Origin of the sequence: Neobacillus piezotolerans, assembly GCF_003362805.1 — a bacterium.
In the GTDB taxonomy this organism is placed as follows: domain Bacteria; phylum Bacillota; class Bacilli; order Bacillales; family Cytobacillaceae; genus Bacillus_D; species Bacillus_D piezotolerans.
The window spans coordinates 180,716-203,363 of sequence record NZ_QNQT01000005.1; the positions used below are offsets into that span (position 1 = coordinate 180,716).

The window sequence follows — 22,648 nt, forward strand, 5'->3', positions numbered from 1 at the left end:
AAGTCGAAAAGGGGAAATGATTGAATGTCCGAAACAATTTTAATAAAGAACGCCTCACAAGTGGTAACTGTAAAAGGTTATTCAGAGAAACCGGCAACTCGAGAGGAGATGGCCAATCTCTCAATCATTGAAAATGGGGCCGTCCTCCTTTACGGGGGGAAAATCGCCGCGGTTGGCACAGAAGAGGAAGTAGCCGCGGCGGCAGGAGGCCGGTTGGATGGGGCTGACATTATTGATGCGTCCGGGAAGATTGTCCTTCCCGGCCTCGTCGACCCGCATACCCATCTAGTCCATGCGGGCAGCAGGGAAGATGAATTCGGGATGCGCCTTAAGGGTGCGACCTACATGGAAATCATGGAAAGCGGCGGCGGCATCCACGCCACTACTTCCCGGACGAGAGCCGCTTCCGCGGAAGAACTATTTTTTGAAGGAATGAAACGACTTGATAGTTTCCTATTGCACGGTGTAACGACTGTGGAGGCAAAAAGCGGCTACGGCCTTGATTGGGAAACGGAATACAAGCAGCTTGTTGTTTCGAAAAAATTAAATGAAGCGCATGCGGCGGATGTTGTCAGCACGTTCATGGGAGCGCATGCAGTTCCGGCGGAGTTTAAGAGTGACCCGGATCGGTTTATTGATTTGATTATTGAAGAAATGCTCCCTAAAGTCGCGGAGGAAGGCCTGGCGGAGTTCAATGATGTGTTTTGCGAACGGGGCGTTTTTACCCCGGAACAATCAAGGCGGTTACTTGAAGCAGGAAAGAGGTTCGGTCTGACGCCGAAAATCCATGCTGATGAAATTGAGCCGTATGAAGGGGCTGAACTTGCGGCCGAAGTTGGCGCGATTTCCGCGGACCATTTGCTGAAGGCTTCCCAAACGGGAATTGAAAGGATGGCGGAAAAAAGCGTCATTGGCGTCCTTTTGCCAGGGACGGCGTTTTTCCTGATGGCTGAAAGTGCGAATGGAAGAAAAATGATCGATTCTGGAGTAGCGGTGGCCTTGTCGACGGACTGCAATCCTGGCTCATCTCCAACAGTATCTATGCCGCTCATCATGAACCTAGCCTGCCTAAAAATGGGCATGTCACCGGAGGAAGTCATAACTGCCGCCACCATCAATGCCGCTCATGCGATTGGCCGGGCAGGAAAAGTAGGCAGTATTGAAACGGGCAAACAGGCGGATATCCTTATTGCGAATGTCCCGAACTATAAAAAGCTCCAGTACAATTACGGGATGAACCATACGGATACTGTCATTAAAAAAGGGAAGATTGTCGTAAGGGATGGGGTATTATGCTAAGAAATTATCTGGAACCCACCCAGTTTGCCTGGCGGAGGGATACGGAAACGAAGGATCCAAAGGTAAAGGATTGGATTTTCCAGGCGGGAGGGGACTTTTCTTTTAATGAAGGCGGCTGGGATATTGCGGTTCTCGGGGTCCCGCTTTCCCGTTCGTCCATTTCTGTATCAGGCGCTTCCGAGTTTCCCGAAGCGTTCAGGCGTGCATGGGGCGGATTTTCTACCTACAATCTCGATTACGGCACTGACCTCAAAGAGTTGAAGGTACTTGATCTTGGCAATGTAAAAATGCATTTTACCGATATAGCGAGATCGCATGATAATATCACACAGGCAATGAAATACCTGAAGGAGGAACTGCCGGATGCCTTTCCGGTTTCCATAGGCGGGGATCATTCCGTAACGGCAAGGCTCATTTCCGGCCTGAAAGCCGCGCATCCTGGAAAAGAAATTGGTATATTGCAATTCGATACCCATCTTGACCTGCGGGATCTTGCCGACCACGGCCCGACGAACGGAACGCCTATCCGGTATTTGATTGAAAACGGGATTATCCAGGGGAAAAACGTCTTTAATATCGGTCTGCATGGCTTTTTTAACGGTCAGACTCTTTTGGCTTATGCAAAAGAACACAGTGTCAATTACATTACCCTGAGGGAAGCTAGGAAAAAAGGTATAGCAGAAACCGTAAGGGAGGCGGTTGCCGAACTTTCGGAGAGGGTTGACTTGATTTACGTGACGATTGACATGGATGTCCTCGACATTGCTTTCGCTCAGGGAGTCCCCGCGTCGACTCCGGGTGGGATGTCTTCCCATGAGTTATTAGAGGGCGTCTATGAAGCCGGCCTTTCAGGGAAGGTAGGGGCGATGGACATCGTCTGCCTTGATCCAACGAAGGATACACCTGCGCTGGCCACTGTAAAAACAGGGGTATATACATTTCTTACATTTTTAACGGGAGTCAAGAACCGGGAGGCTTAAGGATTCGGAGTTTATGGCAAAAAGGACGCTATCAGAGGAAATGACCGCGTACCCGACAGTTTTGGAATCCATGCCTTTGCCATAAAGATATCCCTCAAACCAGGAAATAAACTGCTCGGGATACATACGATAAAGGCATTCGCCATCCCGGATAAGCTCGGCGGGCAACTGAACGCCTTTAAGAAGATATTCCGGAATCACGCATGCAAAGCTCCCCTTCTCAAGGGGGGCTTTATTTTCAATCGAAAGAAGCCCATTCGGTTCGAGTATCGCCTTTTTAACTTCAGAGATAGAAAAGATACCATTCTCTCTTAATTGCTGATGCAAACCTTCTTTAGGAATTTTTACGGATGCCAGGTTTTTTTCGTTAATTTTTCCATTCTCAATCAAGATGGTGGATGGACCAGAAAGGATTTTATAAAAAAAGGGGGACCGATACGTCCCAATGGCAGCAAGATAATAGAACAGAACAAGTGTCATGAATGAGCAAAGCATCGGCAAAAATTTCAGGTTTACATTGAAGCCCATATTCGCAACGAGCGAGCCAGCGGTAATGGCCATCGCCATATTAAAATGGTTCTTATGCGCATTGATTTGCCTGCCGAACATTGCAAGGATGAACAGCAATATTAAAAACGAAACTGCTGTCCTCAAGATGGACGGAATGATTGCTTCCACGAGAGCACTTCCCAACTAGTTGATGTAGATGGCGGGTGTAGTTTTCCATGCCCGATGGGAAATATGCGGCTATCTACTTACTTTTTAATAAGGAAGAAAGATAGAGCATGATAAATGAAATCAGGATTATAACCGCCACCAGGAACCATGCTTCATCCGTCCTGCCGGATTCCATTGCCATATATATCGCAATCGGGGCGGTTTGCGTTTTACCGGGAATATTCCCCGCGAACATGAGGGTGGCCCCAAACTCTCCAAGCGCCCGGGCAAAACTTAGGATCGCCCCGGTCACAAGGGCCGTTGACGAAAGGGGAAGAGTAATATGTAAGAACGTCCTCCACGTTCCCGCCCCGTCCATTCGGGCCGCTTCTTCAATTTCCGGGTTGATTGATTCGAAGCCAGCTTTCGCGGATTGGTACATCAACGGGAATGCGACAACGGTCGAAGCGAGGGCTGCCGCCCAGGGGGTGAACATGATCGAATTGCCAAAAACCCATTCAATCATGGAACCAACCGGGCTATGTTTCCCAAACAGGATGATAAGCAAAAAACCGACAACGGTCGGTGGAAGGACAACAGGAAGCAGGAAAAGCGTTTCCAATGCTGTTTTGCCCCTGAATCGTTTGCCAGCCATTGTCTTGGCAAGTAAAACTCCGCATGGAAATGCAAGGGCAAGAGCGATAGCCGCTGTTTGAATTGAGAGAATAATAGGATTAACCAAATTCGTTCCATCCAGTCACAAATGTAGTCCCGCCTTGGGGCGACTTGTCTTTCCATTCCCGGACGGCATGGAAAGACAGTCTTAATTTAACAAAGAAAAGCGGTCCTGTCACTTGAAAAAGGAAATATGTTAACCGAGCCTGTTTTCAACAAGGCTGCATACTTCATCCGCCGATAGGCCGTTCGCCTCAATAACGGGAGCTTTTGTAACTGTATCCTGCATTCCCATAATGTTTGAGTCCAGTCCGGTAATTACACAGCACTCGCAGTCCGCGGCATCTGACTCTTGTTTCAGTTCGACCACATCATATCCCCGTTCCCTTAAGGCCTGTTGCACATTCCCAAGAGATTGTTCCACTCCTATTTTTGCCATAAACCACACCTCCTTCGACCCTATCTTGCCCTTTTTTGAATAATTGATGCGGCAAAGTGAACCCTAAAGCTGGGAGGTGTTTTAATTGGGCAAACGAAAACAGGACCCATCCACAATAGGGTTGAATTCATCCGAAGTGGAAGGGCAGGGAACCACGAACAAGGAAACTGGAAATACGAAAGCTCCCTCGTCCAGAAATAAGCAGAAACGGTCATAAACTTTTTGGTTAGGCGGAACTCTCCCGAGGGGGAGTTCTGTTTTTTATGGGGGAAAGGGCTTTTTACAAGGTGCTGGGAGTGGTAAATAGCCTTGTGAATTTTCAGTAAATTTAGATAAAGGAAAATTTATTGTTAAATGGGGTGATTAATTGAAAAACCAGGGAAATAAACTTAAATTTTGGGGTGAATTATTCTAACTAAAAATTTTTTAATAGCATAACCGAGAAAAAAGATGGGTTTATTTTACATTTTAAGCGATAATTGTGGCTATTTTTTGACATTTATTACTTTTAGCAGGAAAACACCACCATTAGTAAGAAGGAATAGTGGAGAAAAAGAAGAAAGGAGTAATTTTTTTGCTAATAAAAGCCCGCGGGATCCCAATTTGGATCCAATGCCTTGAAGCTCTCCTCCGATTGCTGCCTCAAAACCACCGAGTCATCCCAGATATCAACCGAAATCTTAAATACCGCAGAAAAGGATACAATGGTGAAAAAAGTTCCGATTACTATGCAAATCTTCTGGATAAAACCGAATTTCTTATCCTCCATGATTTATCCCTTTTCCACAATAAACTTCACTTTCAAATTGACACCCTTATTCTAACTACAAGATTTTTACTAATTATTGAAATAAAATGCCTTGAAGGAGAACTGTATTTCAATCATGAAACTGGCCAGCTCACTGTTTCCCACCACCAAACTGTAACCGGCGCGGATAATCCGCTTATCCAGGCATTGAACCATTGTACACAGCTGAAAGGATGGTTCAGGGACCGAAAAATGATTGAGGTGCCGATGGAACATCTCGCCATCATTAGCAATACGCAATCTGTAATAAGATGCAGCAACTACGAAACAGCCAGGCATGTCGGCACGGATAAGAGCCTGCCATTAAAGGTTATGGAGCTTTCCAAGCGTTATAAAAAAGAACTGCTAACAGAAAAAGAAGTTAAAAGGATTGCTAAGGCTCTTAAAAAGGTGCATTCTCCACAGCCAATAAATATTTTGGGTTTTTATAAACTAAAGCCCGAAGAACTCCTTAATTATATCGCTTGTCCTAATTGCGGGTACCGGCCGATGGTTAGATTTAGAGGGTATTGGCATTGTAAAATTTGTTATGTAAATTCAAAGGATGCCCATGTAGGTGTCATTTCGGATCATTTGCTTGTTAAAGGAAATCGTATAACAAACCTGGAATGCCGTTTGATTCTTGGTATAGATTCATTAAAATTAGCCAATAAGATGTTAACGTCAATGGATTTGAACAGGGAAGGGAAGACAAAAGGGAGGCGGTATACCTTGAAATTGACCTAATTTTCCCAAATGAAAAAACAGGAGCAAGATGCCCCTGTTTCAAAAGATTAGTACATTTTCGCGACTTGTTCCTGAAGTTCCTTGTTTTCCAGGTATTCGTCATATGTCATTTGCTTGTCGACCAGGCCGGATGGCGTTAATTCAAAGATACGGTTCGCAATCGTCTGGATGAATTGGTGGTCATGGGATGCAAAAAGCATCGAGCCCTTGAAGTTGACCAATCCATTGTTCAAGGCTGTAATCGACTCCAAATCAAGGTGGTTTGTCGGTTCATCGAGAATCAACACGTTCGCGCCGGAGAGCATCATCTTGGACAGCATGCAGCGGACCTTTTCGCCTCCGGAAAGTACGCTCGCTTTTTTCAAAACCTCTTCTCCCGAGAATAGCATCCTTCCGAGGAAACCGCGAAGGAAGCTTTCGCTTTCATCCTTAGGGGAGAATTGGCGTAGCCAATCGACAAGGTTCAGGTCGCTGTTTTCGAAATAAACTGAGTTATCCTTCGGGAAATAAGCCTGGGAAGTCGTGATTCCCCATTTAAAGCTGCCTGCATCCGGCTCCATTTCACCCATTAATATTTTGAACAGGGTTGTTTTAGCCAGTTCATTCGTTCCTACTAGTGCGATTTTGTCATCCTTGTTCATTGTAAAGCTGATATTATCAAGGACTTTCACGCCATCAATCGTTTTTGTCAGGCCTTCAACCATTAGAAGATCGTTCCCGATTTCCCTTTCAGGTGTAAAGCCGACATACGGATATTTACGGGAAGAAGGTCTGATGTCGTCAAGTGAAATTTTATCAAGCAGTTTTTTCCTTGAAGTCGCCTGTTTTGATTTTGACGCGTTCGCGCTAAAGCGCGCGATGAACGCTTGCAATTCTTTGATTTTTTCTTCTTTCTTCTTGTTTTGATCCTGGGCCATCCTTAATGCGAGCTGGCTGGATTCATACCAAAAATCATAGTTGCCGACATAGATTTGGATTTTACCGAAATCAAGATCGGCGATATGGGTACAAACCTTATTTAGGAAGTGCCTGTCGTGGGAAACGACGATGACAGTGTTTTCAAAGTTGATCAGGAATTCCTCGAGCCATTGGATCGCCTTGATGTCAAGGTGGTTCGTAGGCTCATCAAGAAGCAGGACGTCAGGCTTTCCGAACAATGCCTGTGCTAGAAGGACCTTAACTTTCTCGGAACCTGAAAGCTCGGCCATCTTTTTATCATGAAGCGATTCTTCAATGCCAAGGCCCTTCAGGAGAATCGCGGCTTCGGATTCAGCTTCCCAGCCGTTTAGCTCCGCGAATTCGCCTTCGAGCTCGGCCGCGCGCATGCCGTCTTCGTCACTGAAATCTTCTTTCATATAAATAGCGTCTTTTTCCTGCATGACTTCATAAAGGCGTGTATGGCCCATAATAACCGTCTTCAGCACTTCATGTTCCTCGTATTCAAAATGGTTCTGTTTTAAAACAGCCATCCTTTCCCCAGGGCCGAGGTGCACACTGCCCGTCTGGGATTCGATTTCACCAGATAGAATTTTCAAGAACGTCGATTTTCCCGCTCCATTTGCGCCAATCAACCCATAGCAGTTCCCTGGCGTGAATTTTATGTTAACATCTTCGAATAATTTTCTGTCTCCATACCGTAAGCTTACATTACTGACTGTTATCATAGCATCCTCCAATAGACATAATCTACAAAATTATACCATGAGCGCTGACAGTTTCAAATGTCTTTATTTTGGCAATGGTGTTTTTCTGGCTATTTCCGAGGGTAATAAGGAATCGAGCGTGCAGATTATTTGCGGAAAATTTTTCTTAAATTTTTTTAAGATTTTCACACTTTATTCATATTTTTGGTGTAAAATTGACTTGTGGAAATGCCGAGAAGAGAAGGTGAACCGTATGGCTAAGCAAAAAATTACAGAACTGGTCAAAAAGTTAAGGAAATCGGGGATCAAAGCAAGCATCACAAAACCGAAAGCTGATTATTTATCTAATCTACAGCATTTGAACAAAACTCCTTCTTCGGTTAATTAAAAGATTAGGAAAAAGCGGGTACCCTGGAATAAAGGGGTATCCGCTTTTCTTTTTTAACTATTCCAATTCATCCATAATCGCAGTTAAAACGTCTTCCCTATTAAATTCTTTTCCCATTGGGAATTTTTCAATGAATTTGTTGTTCTCATCCACTAAATAAGTGAATGTCGTATGGATGAAAAATCCGTTGCCTGGGTCCTTGTACTGGAATTGGAATGGTTCGGCCACTTTCCTGATTTGTTCGTGGCTCTTCTGTAAATTGTCCTTCTCACCAGTAAGGAATATCCAGTTCCCATCATTTTTAATTTCAAAGGTATCCATATAATTGCTCAAAACGTCAGGCGTGTCCCTGAATGGATCGATTGTAATTGTAATGAATTCAACTTTGTCGCCGAAAACACCCTTTTCTTCAAGGTCTTTTTTCAAGATGGCCATCTTCTGGGTTGTAGTTGGGCATACATCCGGACAGTGGGTGTATATGAATTCAATAAGCTTGATTTTTGTTTTATCATCACCGAAACGGTAAGCCTTGTTTTCTTGTGTAACCAGTTCGACATCATCCGGTATTTTTGCCATCGCATCCCTGACCTTAAAGAAGCTGATGCCTCCTATAATTCCTAATGCTATAGAAATCGCGCAAATAATAATAATTTTTTTCATGAGAAAATTCCCTCCCTTTACCAAAGATAAAGAAGTTTCCCCTAAATTCATATGGATAATTTGTGAACATGCCTTTTAACTCTAAATAAGACCTGAAAATTATTCAACATTGCAATATTCGATTGGGCAGTTGTCACAATTATTTTCCTTTTTTAAATATCCGATGTCATGTATGATAATCCTTTTTGAACAGACACTGATGATTTTCTTCTGTTTTAGGTCGGAAAGCATCCGGCTAACGATTTCCCTCGCTGTCCCACAAAAATTGGCTAAATCCTGGGTGGTTAAAGGAACTTCAATTGCAATGCCTTCTTTATTTTCCACCCCGTAGCTGTTGGAAAGCCTGATTAGCGTGGAATAAAGGGCTCCCTTTTTGCCATAAAGTACAAGGTCCTTGAATTTAGTCATCGTTTTCCGCATATGGTCATTCATCCAGTTTAAAAATTCAAGGGCGAGCTTGCTGTTTTTAAAAATTGCCTGTTCCAGGTTGCCAATATGCAGCGCTGCAATCCTTGCATCTTCAACAATCCGTGCGCTGAAAATATACTTTGGGTCAACGGTAAAGAGGGTAAGTTCACCAACGATGTCATTTTCCTTGCAAAGCCGTAAAAGCAATTCCTGACCTTGGGGATTCATTTTCAGGATTTGAACCTTTCCTGAAAGAATGATATATACCTCGCCAGCTTCTTGGCCTTCACGGAATAAATAGGATCCTTTTGGGCAGTCGAATGTCCTGTTCGCCGAACGCAGAAGTTCATTTAATTCGTAAGAGAGAGAGGGTTTTCCACACTCGTCCATGTTCTACACCCCTTTAATAAATGGATGTTGCTTTTTTCATTTTATCTTATTGGGTCTGCTTTTCACCCAAAGCTTTTTTACAATAATAAGAACGATTCCGGTACTGTATCTATAATAATGAAGGTTTGGCGCATACTAAGGGGCGGAATTGCATTGGAAAGACATACTATAGGAGGAGGAAATAACATGTTTTTTGGAAAAAGGAACCCGCTTGAAAAGGAAGAGGAACAACTGGTCAGCACGGAAATTTACTCCTGCAGCGATGATGGCTGCATCGGCTGGATGAGAAAGAATTTTGTTTCCGCCGACCTGTTGTGCCCTATGTGCGGCAGCTCAATGGACTCGGGTGTAAGGGACTTGCCTAAAATATAAAAAAGAGCTGAAAACAGCTCTTCTTTAAAGGTTTTCATTCTGTTGCCTGATTTCATCCCCGGTCAAAATTGTGTTCGCCTCTTCAAGCTGTTTGTGCTCCTCTACGGAGCCGCCAGGAATGCTTTCGGGATTAGGGTAGGTATCTCCTGTTTCAATGGTAAACGAGGGCCTCTTGATGGCTGGCGTGGTGTACCTTGTACTTTTCTCCATTCTCTCATCTCCTTGGAGATAAGCATTTACATCCTGAGAATTTTTTATTCCCTGTTTAATCCGGACACATTTTCACGCGGATGAAACACTTTCCTCCGCAGGTAGCCTTCATAGGTGCCCAGTTCAAGATTCAATAGCCTCTCCATCTCTTCTAAATCGGCCCTCTTCACAGGGGGATCGGCATGATGCCACTTAATGGTATAAATAAAATAATACTCCTTGATTTGCCTGAAAATGACGGTTGAGGAGGGGAATTCATCAAACAAAGCTTTAATGTTGTATTTTTTTGTATAAGCCCAGCTCACCAGCCTCATAAACAGTACTCCCTTTTAATACGGATTTATGTATTATTTAAACATGAAAAAGAAATTTCAAACAGTATTAAAAGGCCGGTCCGCCCATATCGCGGAAGCCGGCCTTTTGTTGTAACTATTCAGTCACTTTGTTTTGCAAGGCAGGAATCGCATTCACAAAGATATGATTCGGCCTGTTCCTGGATAATACTCCCGCATGAAGGGCATTCCTTCGGTGGTAGGTTGCGGAAAAATTCAATAGGATTAACCAGCATGATAAATTCGCTCCTTTTGTATGACAGAATGATAATTTATTCCCTTTTATAATACAGTTTAATCATGACTTTTAATTTTGTGACATCTTTTTTAAACATTCAGGTAGTATGTAATAAGGAAATTCAAGTAACGCTTAGGAAAATCCACTATGAATATGGGAAAAATTAAATGAATTTGGTAATATGCATAGGGAGGCTTACTAAAACCTTTTTTTTGCTTTCATAAATGTGAACTTTCTATTACAATTGTATTATAAACGCCAGAAACACGGGGGTTGGTACTTGACAATGGTTTTGACGTTCAGTCCTGTTTTGCTCATCTTCGCGATTGCTTTAACAATGATGGCTTCCTATACAGCTTTAGATATGTTTACTCTTATCCAAACATCCAAAAAAAATAAAGGCCTGCTCTTTATTGGCGGAACATTTTCGATGGGAATCGGGATTTGGGTTATGAATTTCCTTGGGCTTCTTTCGGAAGATATGGATAGATTTGCAACTTACCAGATTCCGCTTACCATGCTTTCGATGATCATTGGCGTTGCTCTGACTGGCATGGCGTTCGTTTCGCTAACCGTCAACAAGGTTAAATTCTCCAGCTTGGTATTCGGGGCCCTATTTTTGACAATGGCGGTTTTTTCGATTCACATTATCGGCATGTATTCTATGAAAATCAGCCTTGGTTTTGATCCGGTTATATTTATCGTTTCTGGGTTATTGATTTTTTGTTCTTTTTTATTTTCGCTCTGGATGCTTTTTTATTCGAAAAATTTCAATATGGGCAGTTCTGCCTGGCTCAAGCCGGTCAGCGCTGGAATCATTACCGCTGCTGTCGTACAGGGACATTTCCTCCTGAAGCGGGCGTCAAACATAAGAGATACCCCAGCGTCAAACAATGCACTCTTTCCGGATGATTCGTTTATCGTATACCTAGTAATGTTTGTTGCTTTCCTTATTTTTGGCGGATTGATTATTTCAAGCACGCTGATCAGCAAAAAGCTCGCCGCAGCGGATAGCCATCTAAAGGATATTCTGGCTGCGCTTGACGCCTCATCGATTGTCGGCATTACTGATAGGGACGGGAATCTAATTGAGGTGAATGACAAGTTTCTGGAAATAACGAAGTATACCAGAGAGGAAATTGTCGGGAAGAATCATCGCCTGATGAATTCGGGCTATCATTCCAAGGAATTTTTTAAGGAGCTTTGGGATACTGTCCAATCCGGTAAAATATGGCATGGGGAAGTTTGCAACAAATCAAAGGATGGCTCGCTTTACTGGGTTGATACGACAATTGTTCCTTTCCTTGACCAAAAAGGGAAACCTTATCAATATGTCTCGATCAGGTCGGATATTACGGCAAGGAAAAAGGCGGAAGAGGAGCTTCTCGATAGGCATAAGGAGATTAGTGATATTACATTTGCGCTGAATCAATCATCCATCGTTGCTATCACCGATTCAAGAGGCGCGATTACAAGTGTTAATGATAAATTCTGCGAAATTTCCAAATACAGCCGGGAAGAACTGATTGGCCAGGATCACCGGATATTGAACTCGGGGACGCATTCCAAGGAGTTTTTCATGGATTTGTGGAGGACAATTGGCAACGGGAATGTTTGGAAGGGTGAGATCTGCAACAGGGCGAAGGATGGGAAACTCTATTGGGTCGACACGACCATCGTCCCATTCCTAAACAAAAAGGGAAAGCCTTATCAATATATAGCAATTCGGTCGGACATCACGAACAGGAAGACCGCCGAGGAAAATCTTAAAGACTCCCTTAAGGAAATCAGCGATTATAAATTTGCCCTGGATCAGTCCTCCATTGTCGCAATAACCGATGCGCAAGGAAAAATCATTAGCGTAAATGATAATTTCTGTGAAATTTCAAAGTATTCGAGAGAGGAACTGATTGGCCAGGACCACAACATCCTAAACTCGGGGCTTCATCCAAAAGAATTTTTCAAAGAACTTTGGCGGACAATCGGCCAGGGAGATGTATGGAAAGGCGAAATCAGAAACCGGGCCAAAGACGGATCCTTCTATTGGGTGGACACGACGATTATCCCTTTCCTCAATGAGAAGGGGCGGCCTTATCAATATGTGGCGATCCGTAATGATATCACCGAACGGAAACAGACAGAGGAAATGCTGCACAGGCAGGATAAACTTGCTGCTGTCGGCCAGCTTGCTGCCGGGGTGGCGCATGAAATCAGAAATCCACTAACCTCTATGAGAGGGTACGCGGAATTCCTGCAGCTCGATGAGCGGGATCCTGAGAGGCTTGAATTCTTGAATATCATCCTCGACGAGATTGAACGGGTCAATGGAATCGTTGAAGATTTCATGGTCCTCGCGAAACCGAAGGCGGTGGAATTAGAGGAGAAAAACGTAGTCCCGGTTATCAGCAATGTCCTTTCGCTGCTGGAATTCGAAGCGCTCAAAAAGAACGTCAAACTCTTTTTTGACAATGCTCATGAAATCATCCAGATTGAATGTGACGAAAATAGGCTGAAACAGGTTTTTCTTAATTTTGTGAAGAATGGGATCGAGGCAATGCCGAATGGGGGGGAACTCCATGTAAAGACGAACATCCGGGATAACCAGGTGCAAATCGCCATTCAGGATACCGGTGTGGGAATCCCTGAGGAGAAGCTCAAAAAGCTTGGCGAACCATTCTATACAACAAAGAAAAACGGGAACGGCCTTGGCCTGATGGTCAGCTTCAAGATTATCGAAAGCCATAACGGAAAGGTTTTTGTAGAAAGCGAACCGAATAAAGGAACCACGTTCAATATAGTCCTTCCGGCAAAAATAGCCTGATTTTTACAAATAGAGGAGATTGGCCAGGCCATCTCCTTCCCTATAACATAATTTTGTAACCGCTTTCATTTTGTCGATGATTTTTCATAAATATGACAAATTATCTGCCCTATTTATGCCCAAGCGGTATGGGAAATGAATTAATATGTTTATATAAGGTTCTATGTTAAAAATGGAGGGGACGGAATGGGAGTTCAAAATCTGGTAAAAACCGTGTGCGGATATTGCGGAACCGGTTGCGGCCTGGTGGTAGAAGTTCAGGATAATAGAATCGTTAAGATACGCGGAGACAAGGATGCGCCAGTCAATAAAGGTCAAACATGCGTAAAAGGTTCTTTCGCCTATGAATACGTACATTCACCAAACCGCCTGAGTTCGCCGCTGGTAAGAAAAGGCGGTAAGCTGGTCAAGGCTACCTGGGATGAAGCGTTGGGCTTTATCGCGAATAAGCTTGGCGCCATCAAGGCGGAGTGGGGGCCAGAAGCCATTTCCATGTTCGCATGCGCCAGGACTACAAATGAATCGAATTATATTACTCAGAAATTCATGAGGGCGGTAATTGGCAGCAACCATATTGACGGCTGCAACCGAACCTGACACGCACCGAGCGTTGCCGGTCTGGCAACTGTGTTTGGAAGCGGTTTCCCTACAAATACACTTGAAGATTTTGATAAAGCCGAAGTCCTTTTGTTAATGGGTTCGAATACAAGCGAGGCACATCCGATTATTGCAAACCGAATTAAAAAGGCGATTAAATCAGGCTTGAAAATGATTGTTATTGATCCACGGAAAATCGATATGGTGAAATCCGCCCATCGCCATCTTCAAATCAATGTAGGATCCGACATAGCGCTTATCAATGCACTTATCCATGTCATCCTCAAGGAAGGGCTCTACAGCCAGGAGTTTATCGGGAAGCATACGGAGGATTTTGACGCATTGCAAAAGCGGGTTGAAATGTATACTCCTGAATATTCCTCATCCATTACCGGGGTTCCGGCCGAGGATATTATCGCTACCGCGAGGGAATATGCGTCCGCGAACGGGGCGATGATTGCCTATACACTCGGGATTACGGAGCACCATTGCGGCGTGAATAATGTATTTGACATCGCAAATCTTGCCCTTTTGACAGGTAATATCGGCAAGGAAGGAAGCGGCATCATGCCTTTGCGCGGACAGAACAATGTCCAGGGCGCGGGGGACATGGGCTGCCTGCCGAACCAGCTTCCAGGGGCGAAGAGCATTGCCGATGCAGGGTACAGGGAAAGGTATGAAAAAGAATGGGAGGTCGCGCTAAATCCGCAGGCGGGTGACACCCAGACAAGGACATTCGACCGAATTGAGGACGGCGGCATTAAAGCTTTATATATTATAGGAGAGAATCCGCTTCTCGCCGATGTCCATATGAACCATACGAGGACACTTTTGGCCAAATTGGATTTGCTGATCGTCCAGGATATTTTCATGACAGAAACAGCCGAATACGCGGATGTTGTCCTGCCCGCCCGTTCCTGGGGAGAGGTGGATGGAACGTTTACAAACACCGACAGAAGAATCCAGCGGACACGCAAGGCAATTGATGCCCATCCTGACACGAAAGAGGATTGGGAAATCCTTTGCGAACTATCCACAATGATGGGCTACCCAATGAGTTACGCTTCCAGTGAAGAAATTTGGAACGAGGTACGAAAGCTAGCCTGGGAAATGTATGGCGGCATCTCTTATGACCGGCTTGAGAAAGAATATTCAATCCATTATCCATGCCCGGATGAAAGCCACCCGGGAACATTCGTCATGCATGCCCGTTTCCATTCAGGCGCAGAGCCGGAAAGAAAATCGCCGTTCGTACCGGTCGAATACACTGAGCCGTTAGAACTTCCGGATGACGAATACCCATTTACCCTGACAACGGGAAGAAGGTATGAGTCCTACAATACCCATACACAAACACGTTACTATGCATCAGGAGTAAAGATAAAACAGACGGAAGAGACAATTGACATCCATCCTGAGGATGCGCAGAAGCTGGGTGTAACGGATGGGGATGTGGTCCGGGTGTCATCACGCCGCGGAGAGCTGACCGTTAAATGCAAGGTGACCGAACAAGTTGTTCCAGGCCTTGTATTCATGAGTTTCCATTGGCATGAAACACCAACGAATGTTTTGACATTGAACGAATTTGACCCAATTTCGGGAACAGCTGAATACAAAGCCTGCGCTGTCGCAATCCAGCCAGTATAGGTTAAAGGGGGAGCAGAGCCATCTGCTCCCCCTTTTGGTTTTGGCACATCCAAACCTCACTTTCGCCCTTTTAAAAATCAGAATATTGTTTCTATTAGTTACCTTACCGTAAACTTTTAGTCATTCTTGTTACCAAAATATCATCCGGTTGTTCTTGGGATTCTGATTTTTCATGTTAACATGTACATTGTGAGTTTGATATTAGAACTAGGAGGTACACGGAATTGAAGAAAACGTTAGGCAGCTTTATGATCGCGGCGGCAATTTCCGGTACGTTTGCAGCCAGCACACAGGCAGAAGAAATTGTTGTTAAAAAAGGAGATACCCTTTGGGGGCTTGCGGAAGTACATAATACAAGCGTTGAAAACATTAAGGTGTGGAACGGCATCGAGGAAGAAACAATCTATGCCGGTGAGACGCTGAATATTTTTCCAAAGCGTGTGTATGATGTCCAACAAGGCGATACATTATGGGCGATTGCTTCAGCCCAAAATGTTTCCCTTCAGGATCTTATTGATTGGAACGATTTGACGAGCGATTTGATCTATCCTGGAATGCAGTTGTCAATAGAGGAAAGCCGGACAGTATCGGCAGTTCCAGCCCAGCCACAAAAGCAATCCACTGGAAATAACACAACTGCGGCCCCGGTTTCGGCAAAGCCGGTTTCCACCACTCCGGTTGAGAAAAAGGAATCTGTTCCAGCCCAACAGGCTAGCGGAAAAGAGCTTGTCGTAACTGCGACCGCCTATACAGCCTCATGCAATGGATGTTCCGGGATAACCGCGACAGGCATCAATCTTAAGACTAACCCGGGGGCAAAAGTAATTTCGGTTGATCCTTCGGTTATTCCGCTCGGTTCTAAAGTCCATGTTGAAGGATACGGATATGCGGTGGCTGGGGATACTGGCGGCGCTATTAAAGGAAACAGAATCGACGTATTCATCCCTTCGCATGATGAGGCTTTGAAGTGGGGAAACAAGAGCGTTAAAGTTAAAATACTTGAATAATAAATGAAACCGCCGGAATGGCGGTTTTATTTTTGAAATCAAAAGCCGGGCAGTGCTCGCCCGGCTTTTTGGAATTCCGTATCAATTGGCTAGGATGCCTGTTTTAATGCAACGATAGCACTCTTTCTCTGATAGAAGAACCAGTTCAGTCCGAAAGAGATGACATAAAATGCGATAAAGAAGTAAAACGCTGTTACCGGAGTCCCTGTAGTATTAACAGACCATCCGAATAATTTTGGAATAAAGAACGAGCCGTAAGCGGCAAAAGCGGCAGTGAAACCGAGTACTGGAGCGGCTTCCTTTGGAACGAAAATGCCAGGTATCATTTGGAACGTCGAGCCGGATCCGATACCGGATGCGACGAACAGCACCAGGAAGCTAGCAAGGAATCCAGTGAATTGTTTTTGGCCGAGGAAGAAAATGACTCCTCCGGCGCCAATTGCCTGCACAATTAATACATAAGCTGTGACTTTCGCGCCGCCAAGTTTATCAGCAATCCAACCTCCGACCGGCCTTGCTGAAGCGGCAAGGAGCGCGCCAACAAAAGCGAGTGATACATGCTCAGGGAACTGTGACCTCAAGAGGAGCGGAAATGCCGCCGAATAGCCGATAAATGAACCGAATGTAGCTATATAGAGAACTGTCATAATCCACGTATGCTTTCTTTTTACAATTACAAACTGTTCGGAAACAGATTGTTTCGCAGCTGGAAGGTTATCCATTCCGAAATAGGCGGCGATTGTTAGGATCGCAATCGGAATGACCCAGATGAATGCGGCGTTTTGCAGGTATACCTGCGAGCCGTCCGGCAATGTTTGTGAGCCGCCGACCAGGGCGAAAGTGCCGGATGCAATTACAAGCGATGTAATAAACTGGACGACCGAAACCCCCATGTTGCCAAGACCGCCGTTAATGCCAAGAGCTGTTCCCTTTTCTTTTTTAGGGAAAAAGAAAGAGATGTTTGCTGTTGAAGATGAGAAGTTTCCGCCGCCAAGTCCGCAAAGCGCGGCCAATAAAAGCATGACACCAAATGGCGTATCGGGATTTTGCACGGCGAATCCGATTCCGATAGCCGGGATTGCAAGAACTGCGGTTGAAATGACCGTCCAATTCTTGCCGCCAAATTTTCCAACCGCGAAGGTATAAACAAAACGCAGCGTGGCGCCTACAAGACCTGGAATTGCCGCCAATGTGAACAATTGTTCTTCCGTGAAATGAAAGCCGATATCATTCAGCCGTACCGCGACCACCGACCAGATTTGCCAAACGATAAAAGCGAGCATGAGGGATGGGACAGAAATCCACAAATTCCTCCTCGCATGTTTCTTTCCTTCCTTTTTCCAAAAATCCTCGTTTTCAGGATTCCAATTCGTTATTCTTGCCATGAAAATTTCCCCCTTCGGTAAAATCCAATTAACACTATGTTGGTACTGACAATATTAATCATAAGGTGATGTTACCATCAGAAATGTGATGTTCGTCACTCTGTTTTTGAAGGAATTGTGAAAACGGGGCTAAGTTCATAAAGTTGTAAAATCTATGTTCGCGCACGTATAAATTGTTTTTATCTGTTCCTGGTTGGGTAAACTATTCCCAAACAGACAGAAAGGAAGATTGCTATGTTGTGGACAATCATCGGCCTATTGGTCCTTTTCTGGATCATCGGAATGGTATTTAATATTGCGGGAGGACTTATCCATATTCTTCTCGTAGCGGCTGTAATCGTCTTTTTATTCAACCTCTTTAAAAATAAAGCGGCGCGCTAGAAATAAAAATTGCCTCATCCCGCGGGATGCGGGCATTTTTTATTTCCGGCGTGTACCGAAGGACCGAAAAAGGGGATTAAACGTATTTGGGAACCGAATAATAAATGTGAAAGGAAAATTTGTGAGGGTACACAGAAATTTTTCCTTGGCAGTTTGCATTGGCGGATTTATGATTAAAAAGGATTGCAGCGTGGTACATTTTAATTTAAATGACAGGAAAACATTTTTATAAAAGAAGGCGAATAGCATGCGTTTCAGAAAGATTTCATTGGACCCACCGAAGGTCCTCGTCCTTGGGTTCACCCTGATTATCCTTATCGGGGCATCGGTGTTAACGCTTCCCGCCTCAACAACCGACCACCAGGGACTTCCATTTTTAAAAGCCCTGTTCACGGCCACTTCCGCGACATGTGTGACAGGACTTGTAGTGGTGGATACGGGAACGGCCTTTACCACTATTGGGCAGGTGGCCATTCTCTTAATGATTCAGGTAGGCGGGCTTGGGTTCATGACGTTCGCGACGCTATTTGCTTTCATTTTAGGAAAAAGGATTTCATTAAAGGAAAGGATTCTCCTGCAGCAATCGTTAAACAGCATCTCTATGGAAGGCATTGTTCGCCTTTCAAAGAGAATATTAATCTTCACCGCCTTTTTTGAATCGATAGGAGCTTTAATCCTTTCTATCAGGTTTTCGTTTGATATGCCAGTGGGAAAGGCCGTTTATTATGGGATATTCCATTCGGTTTCGAACTTTAATAATGCCGGATTTGATTTGATGGGCGAATTCCGGAGTTTGACTGGTTATGTTAATGACCCAATCGTTGTCTTCACGATTTGTACTTTGATCATTACGGGAGGCATCGGATTTATCGTCATAAACGAGTTATATGAGTACCCCCGGACCAAAAAGCTGTCACTGCATACAAAAATCGTCCTGGCCGCCACGGGATGGCTGCTCGCCGCAGGAACGCTGTTCATATTCCTGCTTGAGTTCTCGAACGGGAAGACGCTCGGGCCACTTTCATTAAGCGGAAAAGCTCTCGCCGCGTTATTCCAATCGGTTACCGCGAGGACAGCTGGGGCCAACACTGTAGGCATTGGCGATATGACTCATTCGGGCCTGTTTTTGATCATTATCCTAATGTTTATCGGGGCTTCACCGGGTTCGACTGGAGGCGGGATAAAGACGACAACGTTTACAACGCTTCTGGGGGCGGTGTGGTCTCAAATACGGGGGAAGGAAGATGTCGTTTTCTACCGTAGGAGGATCGGCTACGAAACGATTTACAAAGCATTGACGGTTACAATGAGCGGGCTGGCTCTCATTATCACCGTAACAATGCTGATGACAATAACCGAGAAAGGTACGGACTTTTTAATGATCCTTTTTGAGGCAACCTCGGCGTTTGCCACGGTAGGCCTGTCCATGGGGCTTACGCCGGAGTTGTCGCCAGCAGGCGAGGTTTTGATTACATTCATGATGCTCGCTGGAAGGGTGGGCCCGTTAACAGTTGCCTATGCGGTCACTTTAAGGAGGAAACAGAGTCCATTCCATTACCCTAAAGGGAAAATAATGATAGGCTAGCAAGATTGTAAGGAGTGCATAAGGATGGTTAAACAATATGCGGTAATCGGCTTGGGGAGGTTCGGGACCAGCCTTGCGGGCAATCTTTTACAGGCAGGCCAGGAAGTACTCGGCGTTGATGTGAACGAGGAGCGGGTAGAGGACGCTCAATCGGCTGTCACGCATGCGGTCATTGCCGATTCAACCGACCCGGAAGCATTGAAGTCGATCGGGATCAGGAATTTTGACACCGTCATTGTAGCGATTGGAAATGACATACAGGCAAGTATTCTTACTGTCCTTCTTTTAAAAGAAGAGGGAGTGAAGAAGGTTATCGCCAAAGCGCTAAATAAGCCTCATGGGCAGGTTCTCGATAAGGTTGGAGCAGACTGGGTCATTTTCCCGGAACGGGACATGGGCGAAAGGGTCGCCCATATGCTGCTGTCCCCGAATGTCCTCAATTTCATTGAATTGTCAAAGGAGTACAGCGTTGAAGAAATCAAGGTTCCGGCTTCAATGACAAACAGGACGTTAAGAGAGCTGGATGTGCGCGCAAAGTACAATCTCAGTGTAATCGCGATTAGGCATGGCAAAAATATCAATATATCCCCATCGCCGGATGAAACCATTGAAGAAGGTGATGTGCTTGTGGTGATTGGCGGAAACCGCGACCTGGAGCGTTTCGCCAACCTTCAATAAGCAGGAAGCGGAGCGGATGCCGGTGTACATCCGCTCTTTTTATTCCCATTTTCAGGATGCATAAGGTAAAATAAATTATAGACAGATAATTTATTCAAAGGGGATATCAAATTATATTGATTTAAGAAGCGACAGCGTCACTAAACTGACTGTGAGATGAGGAAGGCGGCATCATGGCGGAGTTGGCGATGTCGTGTATGGAGAAGAATTCACAGTAAAGGAACTTGGGAAGATACGGGGTCAGCGAGCAGGATGTCCGTACAGCAATTTCAATAATCGCAAAACTTACTTAAAAAAGAGAAAAAGTTAGGGGAGATTAGGGGTTTGATTATCAATACTAGATCAAGTGATGAACGTAAAGTCACTATGGTTGCCATTACTATCATCATGTACATTAGCAGCTTTTTTGTTCCTTTCGTAATAATCGCGTCTATACATAGCATGTACTTCTTCAAGAGGGAATATTGGTTCTTTGAAACCCCGCCAAGCTCGTATATCGCCTTCATGATAGGAATGCTTCTTTCCGCGGTATTGTTCACTTTATACCTCGCCGCCGCGTGGAAATGGGAAAGCCGGAAATTGGGAATTGCCCTGTTGGCGATGCAAATCATTACCATACCAGTCTACATTGGCTCGGTCGACAACTATTACTATGCGACTGGAGAGGGCATATTTTTCAATAAACTGGCGGGATATGGCTTGAAAAAATATGCTTGGGAGGATATGGAGCGGGTCAAAGTCGTTTACCGCCATTCGAACGGATCTGTCCGGCTCGATCAATACAAATTCACAACTAAGGATGGCGTCGTGGTGTCGATTCCTTATACTTCTAGGTTTGCGGAAAGCCAATGGAAAATCGACGGTGTAATCAAGGCGAATAAACTTACTGTCTCGGATAACTATGATAATCCTATAATGGATTGATAAATGAAAAGAGGAATCCCGGGCTATAAAATGGGGTTCCTCTTCCGTTTTTAAATTCCGCTGTCAATCGCCAATGGTGAGAGCGCTTTTGTTTGGCTTAAAAATATGAATGCATCATACCGCCTGGAAATGGAAGAAGGCACGTAGTTTCCGTACTGCTCCATATCAGGTTCATAGACGACGCCAATCGCCCTGTGGCCAATTTCCTTCGCAAATTCGTTCCTGTTTTCGTCAGAGAAAATAAGTAGTTTATCTTCATCACCAGCCTGGAACAATTCATCCTCCCAACTAAAAGCCTGGGCAGGGGGTGCATCAATTTCCCTTAGGGGCGCGCCCCATTGGCCTGCCGCGATCACAGTCCCGCGATGCGTACCAAAGCCGCAAATGAAAACATCTTCCATTCCATGCTCCTCCCTGACAATTTGGCCGACATTGACCATCCCTGCCTTTTTCATATCGGTCGCCCTTGCGTCTCCCACGTGGGTATTATGCTCCCATACAACTGCTTTTGCATTTTTGCCATGAAAGTCCATGACCGCATTAAGCGTTTCTGCCATGTGCATGTCCCGGGTGTTCCAGGAACCGGCGTCACTCATGACCATCAGCCTGTAGTATTGCTCCGCATTCCTCGCCACAAGGGCATTGATTTCAAGGTTCAGCGCATTCTCGCGATCGATTTTTTCCTTATGGGCGTTTTTCCTAATCGAAGACAGCAGTTCGATTACTTCTTTTCTGCACCCATCCGATAAATATCCCGCCGAAATTGCATATGTTTCATTGCTCCTGTTAAACGGCTCGAAACAGGAAAAGGCATCTAACGCGGCTTGCAGTTCAGAGGAGTTTATCTTTCTCAAGTAGTTGATGATTTCATCCATTGACTCCCAGAGGCTATAAACGTCCAGCCCATAAAACCCTGCTTTCTTATCTTCCGGAACCGTTTTGTTATAGTCTTTCATCCAGCCCACCAGCGAGGCGATTTCCTTATTCGCCCACATCCAGGTTGGCCAGCGGTGAAAAGCCTTAAGGACTTCCTCGGGGCTCCTTTTGTCTTCATTATCTTTGATATAGGCATTTACGGCCTGGCATGCTGGCCAGTCCCCTTCAACAGCAATGAAGGTAAAACCGTGTTCGCTAATTAACTTTTTTGAAAGCTCCGCGCGGACGGTATAGAACTCGGAGGTCCCATGTGAAGCCTCTCCTAAAAGGACATACTTTGCCTCGCTGGCTCGCATGGCCAATCCATCCAGGTCCGATATATCTTTAATGGGAATTGACCATTTTTGAATCGACTCCTTTAGTCCATTCTCCAAATCCATTCCTCCTTTCCGGCGCAAATGTTGTTGTAGACGACTGCATTTTGTCAATTCTTGTGGAAAATCAGAATGCGGACTTAGCGCC

24 protein-coding genes and 1 pseudogene are annotated in these 22,648 nt (G+C 44.9%); 14 read left to right on the forward strand and 11 right to left on the reverse strand.

Annotated elements, in window-relative coordinates; translation table 11 throughout:
- Positions 1 to 24 precede the first annotated feature (24 nt).
- Both hutI and DRW41_RS13310 read left to right on the forward strand, forming a co-directional pair.
- Positions 25 to 1,299: an imidazolonepropionase gene (gene hutI, locus DRW41_RS13305; RefSeq protein WP_115452496.1), complete on the forward strand. Its 1,275-nt coding sequence runs from the start codon at positions 25 to 27 to the stop codon at positions 1,297 to 1,299.
- A complete protein-coding gene (locus tag DRW41_RS13310) occupies positions 1,293 to 2,279 on the forward strand; it encodes an agmatinase family protein (protein WP_115452497.1) in 987 nt (328 codons plus the stop codon). The genes hutI and DRW41_RS13310 overlap by 7 nt, the downstream gene beginning before the upstream one ends.
- Here the strand turns inward: DRW41_RS13310 and DRW41_RS13315 are convergent.
- From DRW41_RS13315 to DRW41_RS13325, 3 genes are all read right to left on the reverse strand, one after another.
- Positions 2,250 to 2,957: a DUF421 domain-containing protein gene (locus DRW41_RS13315; protein WP_115452498.1), complete on the reverse strand. Its 708-nt coding sequence runs from the start codon at positions 2,955 to 2,957 to the stop codon at positions 2,250 to 2,252. The two genes, DRW41_RS13310 and DRW41_RS13315, sit on opposite strands and share 30 nt — an antisense overlap.
- Before the next feature lie 73 nt (positions 2,958 to 3,030).
- Positions 3,031 to 3,678 carry a molybdate ABC transporter permease subunit gene (gene modB, locus DRW41_RS13320; RefSeq protein WP_245959430.1) on the reverse strand — a complete coding sequence of 216 codons (648 nt, stop codon included), beginning with the start codon at positions 3,676 to 3,678 and terminating at the stop codon, positions 3,031 to 3,033.
- A 129-nt stretch (positions 3,679 to 3,807) separates the two neighbouring features.
- Positions 3,808 to 4,050 (reverse strand): YkuS family protein, encoded by a 243-nt coding sequence (locus DRW41_RS13325; protein ID WP_115452500.1) that lies wholly within the window; start codon positions 4,048 to 4,050, stop codon positions 3,808 to 3,810.
- Between the two features lie 85 nt (positions 4,051 to 4,135).
- Here DRW41_RS13325 and DRW41_RS13330 point away from each other — a divergent pair, with 85 nt between their 5' ends.
- Positions 4,136 to 4,267 carry a YuzL family protein gene (locus tag DRW41_RS13330; protein ID WP_115452501.1) on the forward strand — a complete coding sequence of 44 codons (132 nt, stop codon included), beginning with the start codon at positions 4,136 to 4,138 and terminating at the stop codon, positions 4,265 to 4,267.
- A 357-nt stretch (positions 4,268 to 4,624) separates the two neighbouring features.
- Positions 4,625 to 5,584: a nuclease-related domain-containing protein gene (locus tag DRW41_RS13335; RefSeq protein ID WP_181884544.1), complete on the forward strand. Its 960-nt coding sequence runs from the start codon at positions 4,625 to 4,627 to the stop codon at positions 5,582 to 5,584.
- 47 nt (positions 5,585 to 5,631) lie between these two features.
- On the opposite strand, the gene DRW41_RS13340 is transcribed toward DRW41_RS13335, so the two are convergent.
- Positions 5,632 to 7,248 carry an ABC-F family ATP-binding cassette domain-containing protein gene (locus DRW41_RS13340; protein ID WP_115452503.1) on the reverse strand — a complete coding sequence of 539 codons (1,617 nt, stop codon included), beginning with the start codon at positions 7,246 to 7,248 and terminating at the stop codon, positions 5,632 to 5,634.
- 232 nt (positions 7,249 to 7,480) lie between these two features.
- On the opposite strand from DRW41_RS13340, the gene DRW41_RS23640 reads away from it, so the two are divergent.
- Positions 7,481 to 7,615, forward strand: a complete 135-nt coding sequence (locus DRW41_RS23640; protein ID WP_281272308.1) for a hypothetical protein — start codon at positions 7,481 to 7,483, stop codon at positions 7,613 to 7,615.
- A gap of 57 nt (positions 7,616 to 7,672) precedes the next feature.
- Here DRW41_RS23640 and DRW41_RS13345 read toward each other — a convergent pair whose 3' ends face one another.
- Together DRW41_RS13345 and DRW41_RS13350 are read right to left on the reverse strand one after the other, a co-directional pair.
- Positions 7,673 to 8,275: an SCO family protein gene (locus tag DRW41_RS13345; protein ID WP_115452504.1), complete on the reverse strand. Its 603-nt coding sequence runs from the start codon at positions 8,273 to 8,275 to the stop codon at positions 7,673 to 7,675.
- A gap of 99 nt (positions 8,276 to 8,374) precedes the next feature.
- Positions 8,375 to 9,073 carry a Crp/Fnr family transcriptional regulator gene (locus tag DRW41_RS13350; RefSeq protein WP_115452505.1) on the reverse strand — a complete coding sequence of 233 codons (699 nt, stop codon included), beginning with the start codon at positions 9,071 to 9,073 and terminating at the stop codon, positions 8,375 to 8,377.
- Positions 9,074 to 9,259: 186 nt separating this feature from the next.
- Here DRW41_RS13350 and DRW41_RS13355 point away from each other — a divergent pair, with 186 nt between their 5' ends.
- The gene (locus DRW41_RS13355; protein ID WP_115452506.1) at positions 9,260 to 9,445 is read left to right on the forward strand and encodes a cold-inducible protein YdjO-related protein; all 186 of its coding nucleotides are present in this window, start codon (positions 9,260 to 9,262) and stop codon (positions 9,443 to 9,445) included.
- Between the two features lie 24 nt (positions 9,446 to 9,469).
- On the opposite strand, the gene DRW41_RS13360 is transcribed toward DRW41_RS13355, so the two are convergent.
- The 3 genes from DRW41_RS13360 to yhfH form a co-directional block, all read right to left on the reverse strand.
- Entirely contained in the window at positions 9,470 to 9,655 is a 186-nt protein-coding gene (locus tag DRW41_RS13360) for a hypothetical protein (RefSeq protein ID WP_115452507.1), read from the reverse strand.
- A gap of 44 nt (positions 9,656 to 9,699) precedes the next feature.
- Complete coding sequence (locus tag DRW41_RS13365) at positions 9,700 to 9,969, reverse strand: protein YuzH (protein ID WP_115452508.1); 270 nt, start codon at positions 9,967 to 9,969, stop codon at positions 9,700 to 9,702.
- A gap of 119 nt (positions 9,970 to 10,088) precedes the next feature.
- Positions 10,089 to 10,223: a protein YhfH gene (yhfH, locus tag DRW41_RS13370; protein WP_115452509.1), complete on the reverse strand. Its 135-nt coding sequence runs from the start codon at positions 10,221 to 10,223 to the stop codon at positions 10,089 to 10,091.
- Positions 10,224 to 10,511: 288 nt separating this feature from the next.
- Here yhfH and DRW41_RS13375 point away from each other — a divergent pair, with 288 nt between their 5' ends.
- From DRW41_RS13375 to DRW41_RS13390, 4 genes and pseudogenes are all read left to right on the forward strand, one after another.
- Positions 10,512 to 13,046: a PAS domain S-box protein gene (locus tag DRW41_RS13375; RefSeq protein WP_115452585.1), complete on the forward strand. Its 2,535-nt coding sequence runs from the start codon at positions 10,512 to 10,514 to the stop codon at positions 13,044 to 13,046.
- Between the two features lie 186 nt (positions 13,047 to 13,232).
- Positions 13,233 to 13,394: pseudogene (locus DRW41_RS23705) on the forward strand (hypothetical protein); the annotation flags it as partial.
- Between the two features lie 21 nt (positions 13,395 to 13,415).
- Positions 13,416 to 15,290 carry a formate dehydrogenase subunit alpha gene (gene fdhF / locus DRW41_RS23710; protein ID WP_342771994.1) on the forward strand — a complete coding sequence of 625 codons (1,875 nt, stop codon included), beginning with the start codon at positions 13,416 to 13,418 and terminating at the stop codon, positions 15,288 to 15,290.
- 224 nt (positions 15,291 to 15,514) lie between these two features.
- Entirely contained in the window at positions 15,515 to 16,297 is a 783-nt protein-coding gene (locus DRW41_RS13390) for a LysM peptidoglycan-binding and 3D domain-containing protein (RefSeq protein ID WP_115452512.1), read from the forward strand.
- Positions 16,298 to 16,386: 89 nt separating this feature from the next.
- Here the strand turns inward: DRW41_RS13390 and DRW41_RS13395 are convergent, their stop codons facing one another.
- Positions 16,387 to 17,682 (reverse strand): MFS transporter, encoded by a 1,296-nt coding sequence (locus DRW41_RS13395; protein WP_115452513.1) that lies wholly within the window; start codon positions 17,680 to 17,682, stop codon positions 16,387 to 16,389.
- Between the two features lie 234 nt (positions 17,683 to 17,916).
- Here DRW41_RS13395 and DRW41_RS13400 point away from each other — a divergent pair, with 234 nt between their 5' ends.
- The 4 genes from DRW41_RS13400 to DRW41_RS13415 all read left to right on the forward strand — a co-directional run bounded on the left by DRW41_RS13400 (position 17,917) and on the right by DRW41_RS13415 (position 21,250).
- Positions 17,917 to 18,063 (forward strand): lmo0937 family membrane protein, encoded by a 147-nt coding sequence (locus DRW41_RS13400; RefSeq protein WP_115452514.1) that lies wholly within the window; start codon positions 17,917 to 17,919, stop codon positions 18,061 to 18,063.
- A 247-nt stretch (positions 18,064 to 18,310) separates the two neighbouring features.
- Positions 18,311 to 19,648, forward strand: coding sequence for a TrkH family potassium uptake protein (locus tag DRW41_RS13405; RefSeq protein ID WP_115452515.1), 1,338 nt, complete (start codon positions 18,311 to 18,313; stop codon positions 19,646 to 19,648).
- 24 nt (positions 19,649 to 19,672) lie between these two features.
- A complete protein-coding gene (locus tag DRW41_RS13410; protein ID WP_115452516.1) occupies positions 19,673 to 20,326 on the forward strand; it encodes a potassium channel family protein in 654 nt (217 codons plus the stop codon).
- Positions 20,327 to 20,650: 324 nt separating this feature from the next.
- Entirely contained in the window at positions 20,651 to 21,250 is a 600-nt protein-coding gene (locus DRW41_RS13415) for a hypothetical protein (RefSeq protein ID WP_115452517.1), read from the forward strand.
- A gap of 50 nt (positions 21,251 to 21,300) precedes the next feature.
- Here the strand turns inward: DRW41_RS13415 and DRW41_RS13420 are convergent, their stop codons facing one another.
- Positions 21,301 to 22,566 carry an erythromycin esterase family protein gene (locus DRW41_RS13420; protein WP_115452518.1) on the reverse strand — a complete coding sequence of 422 codons (1,266 nt, stop codon included), beginning with the start codon at positions 22,564 to 22,566 and terminating at the stop codon, positions 21,301 to 21,303.
- Positions 22,567 to 22,648: the final 82 nt, after the last annotated feature.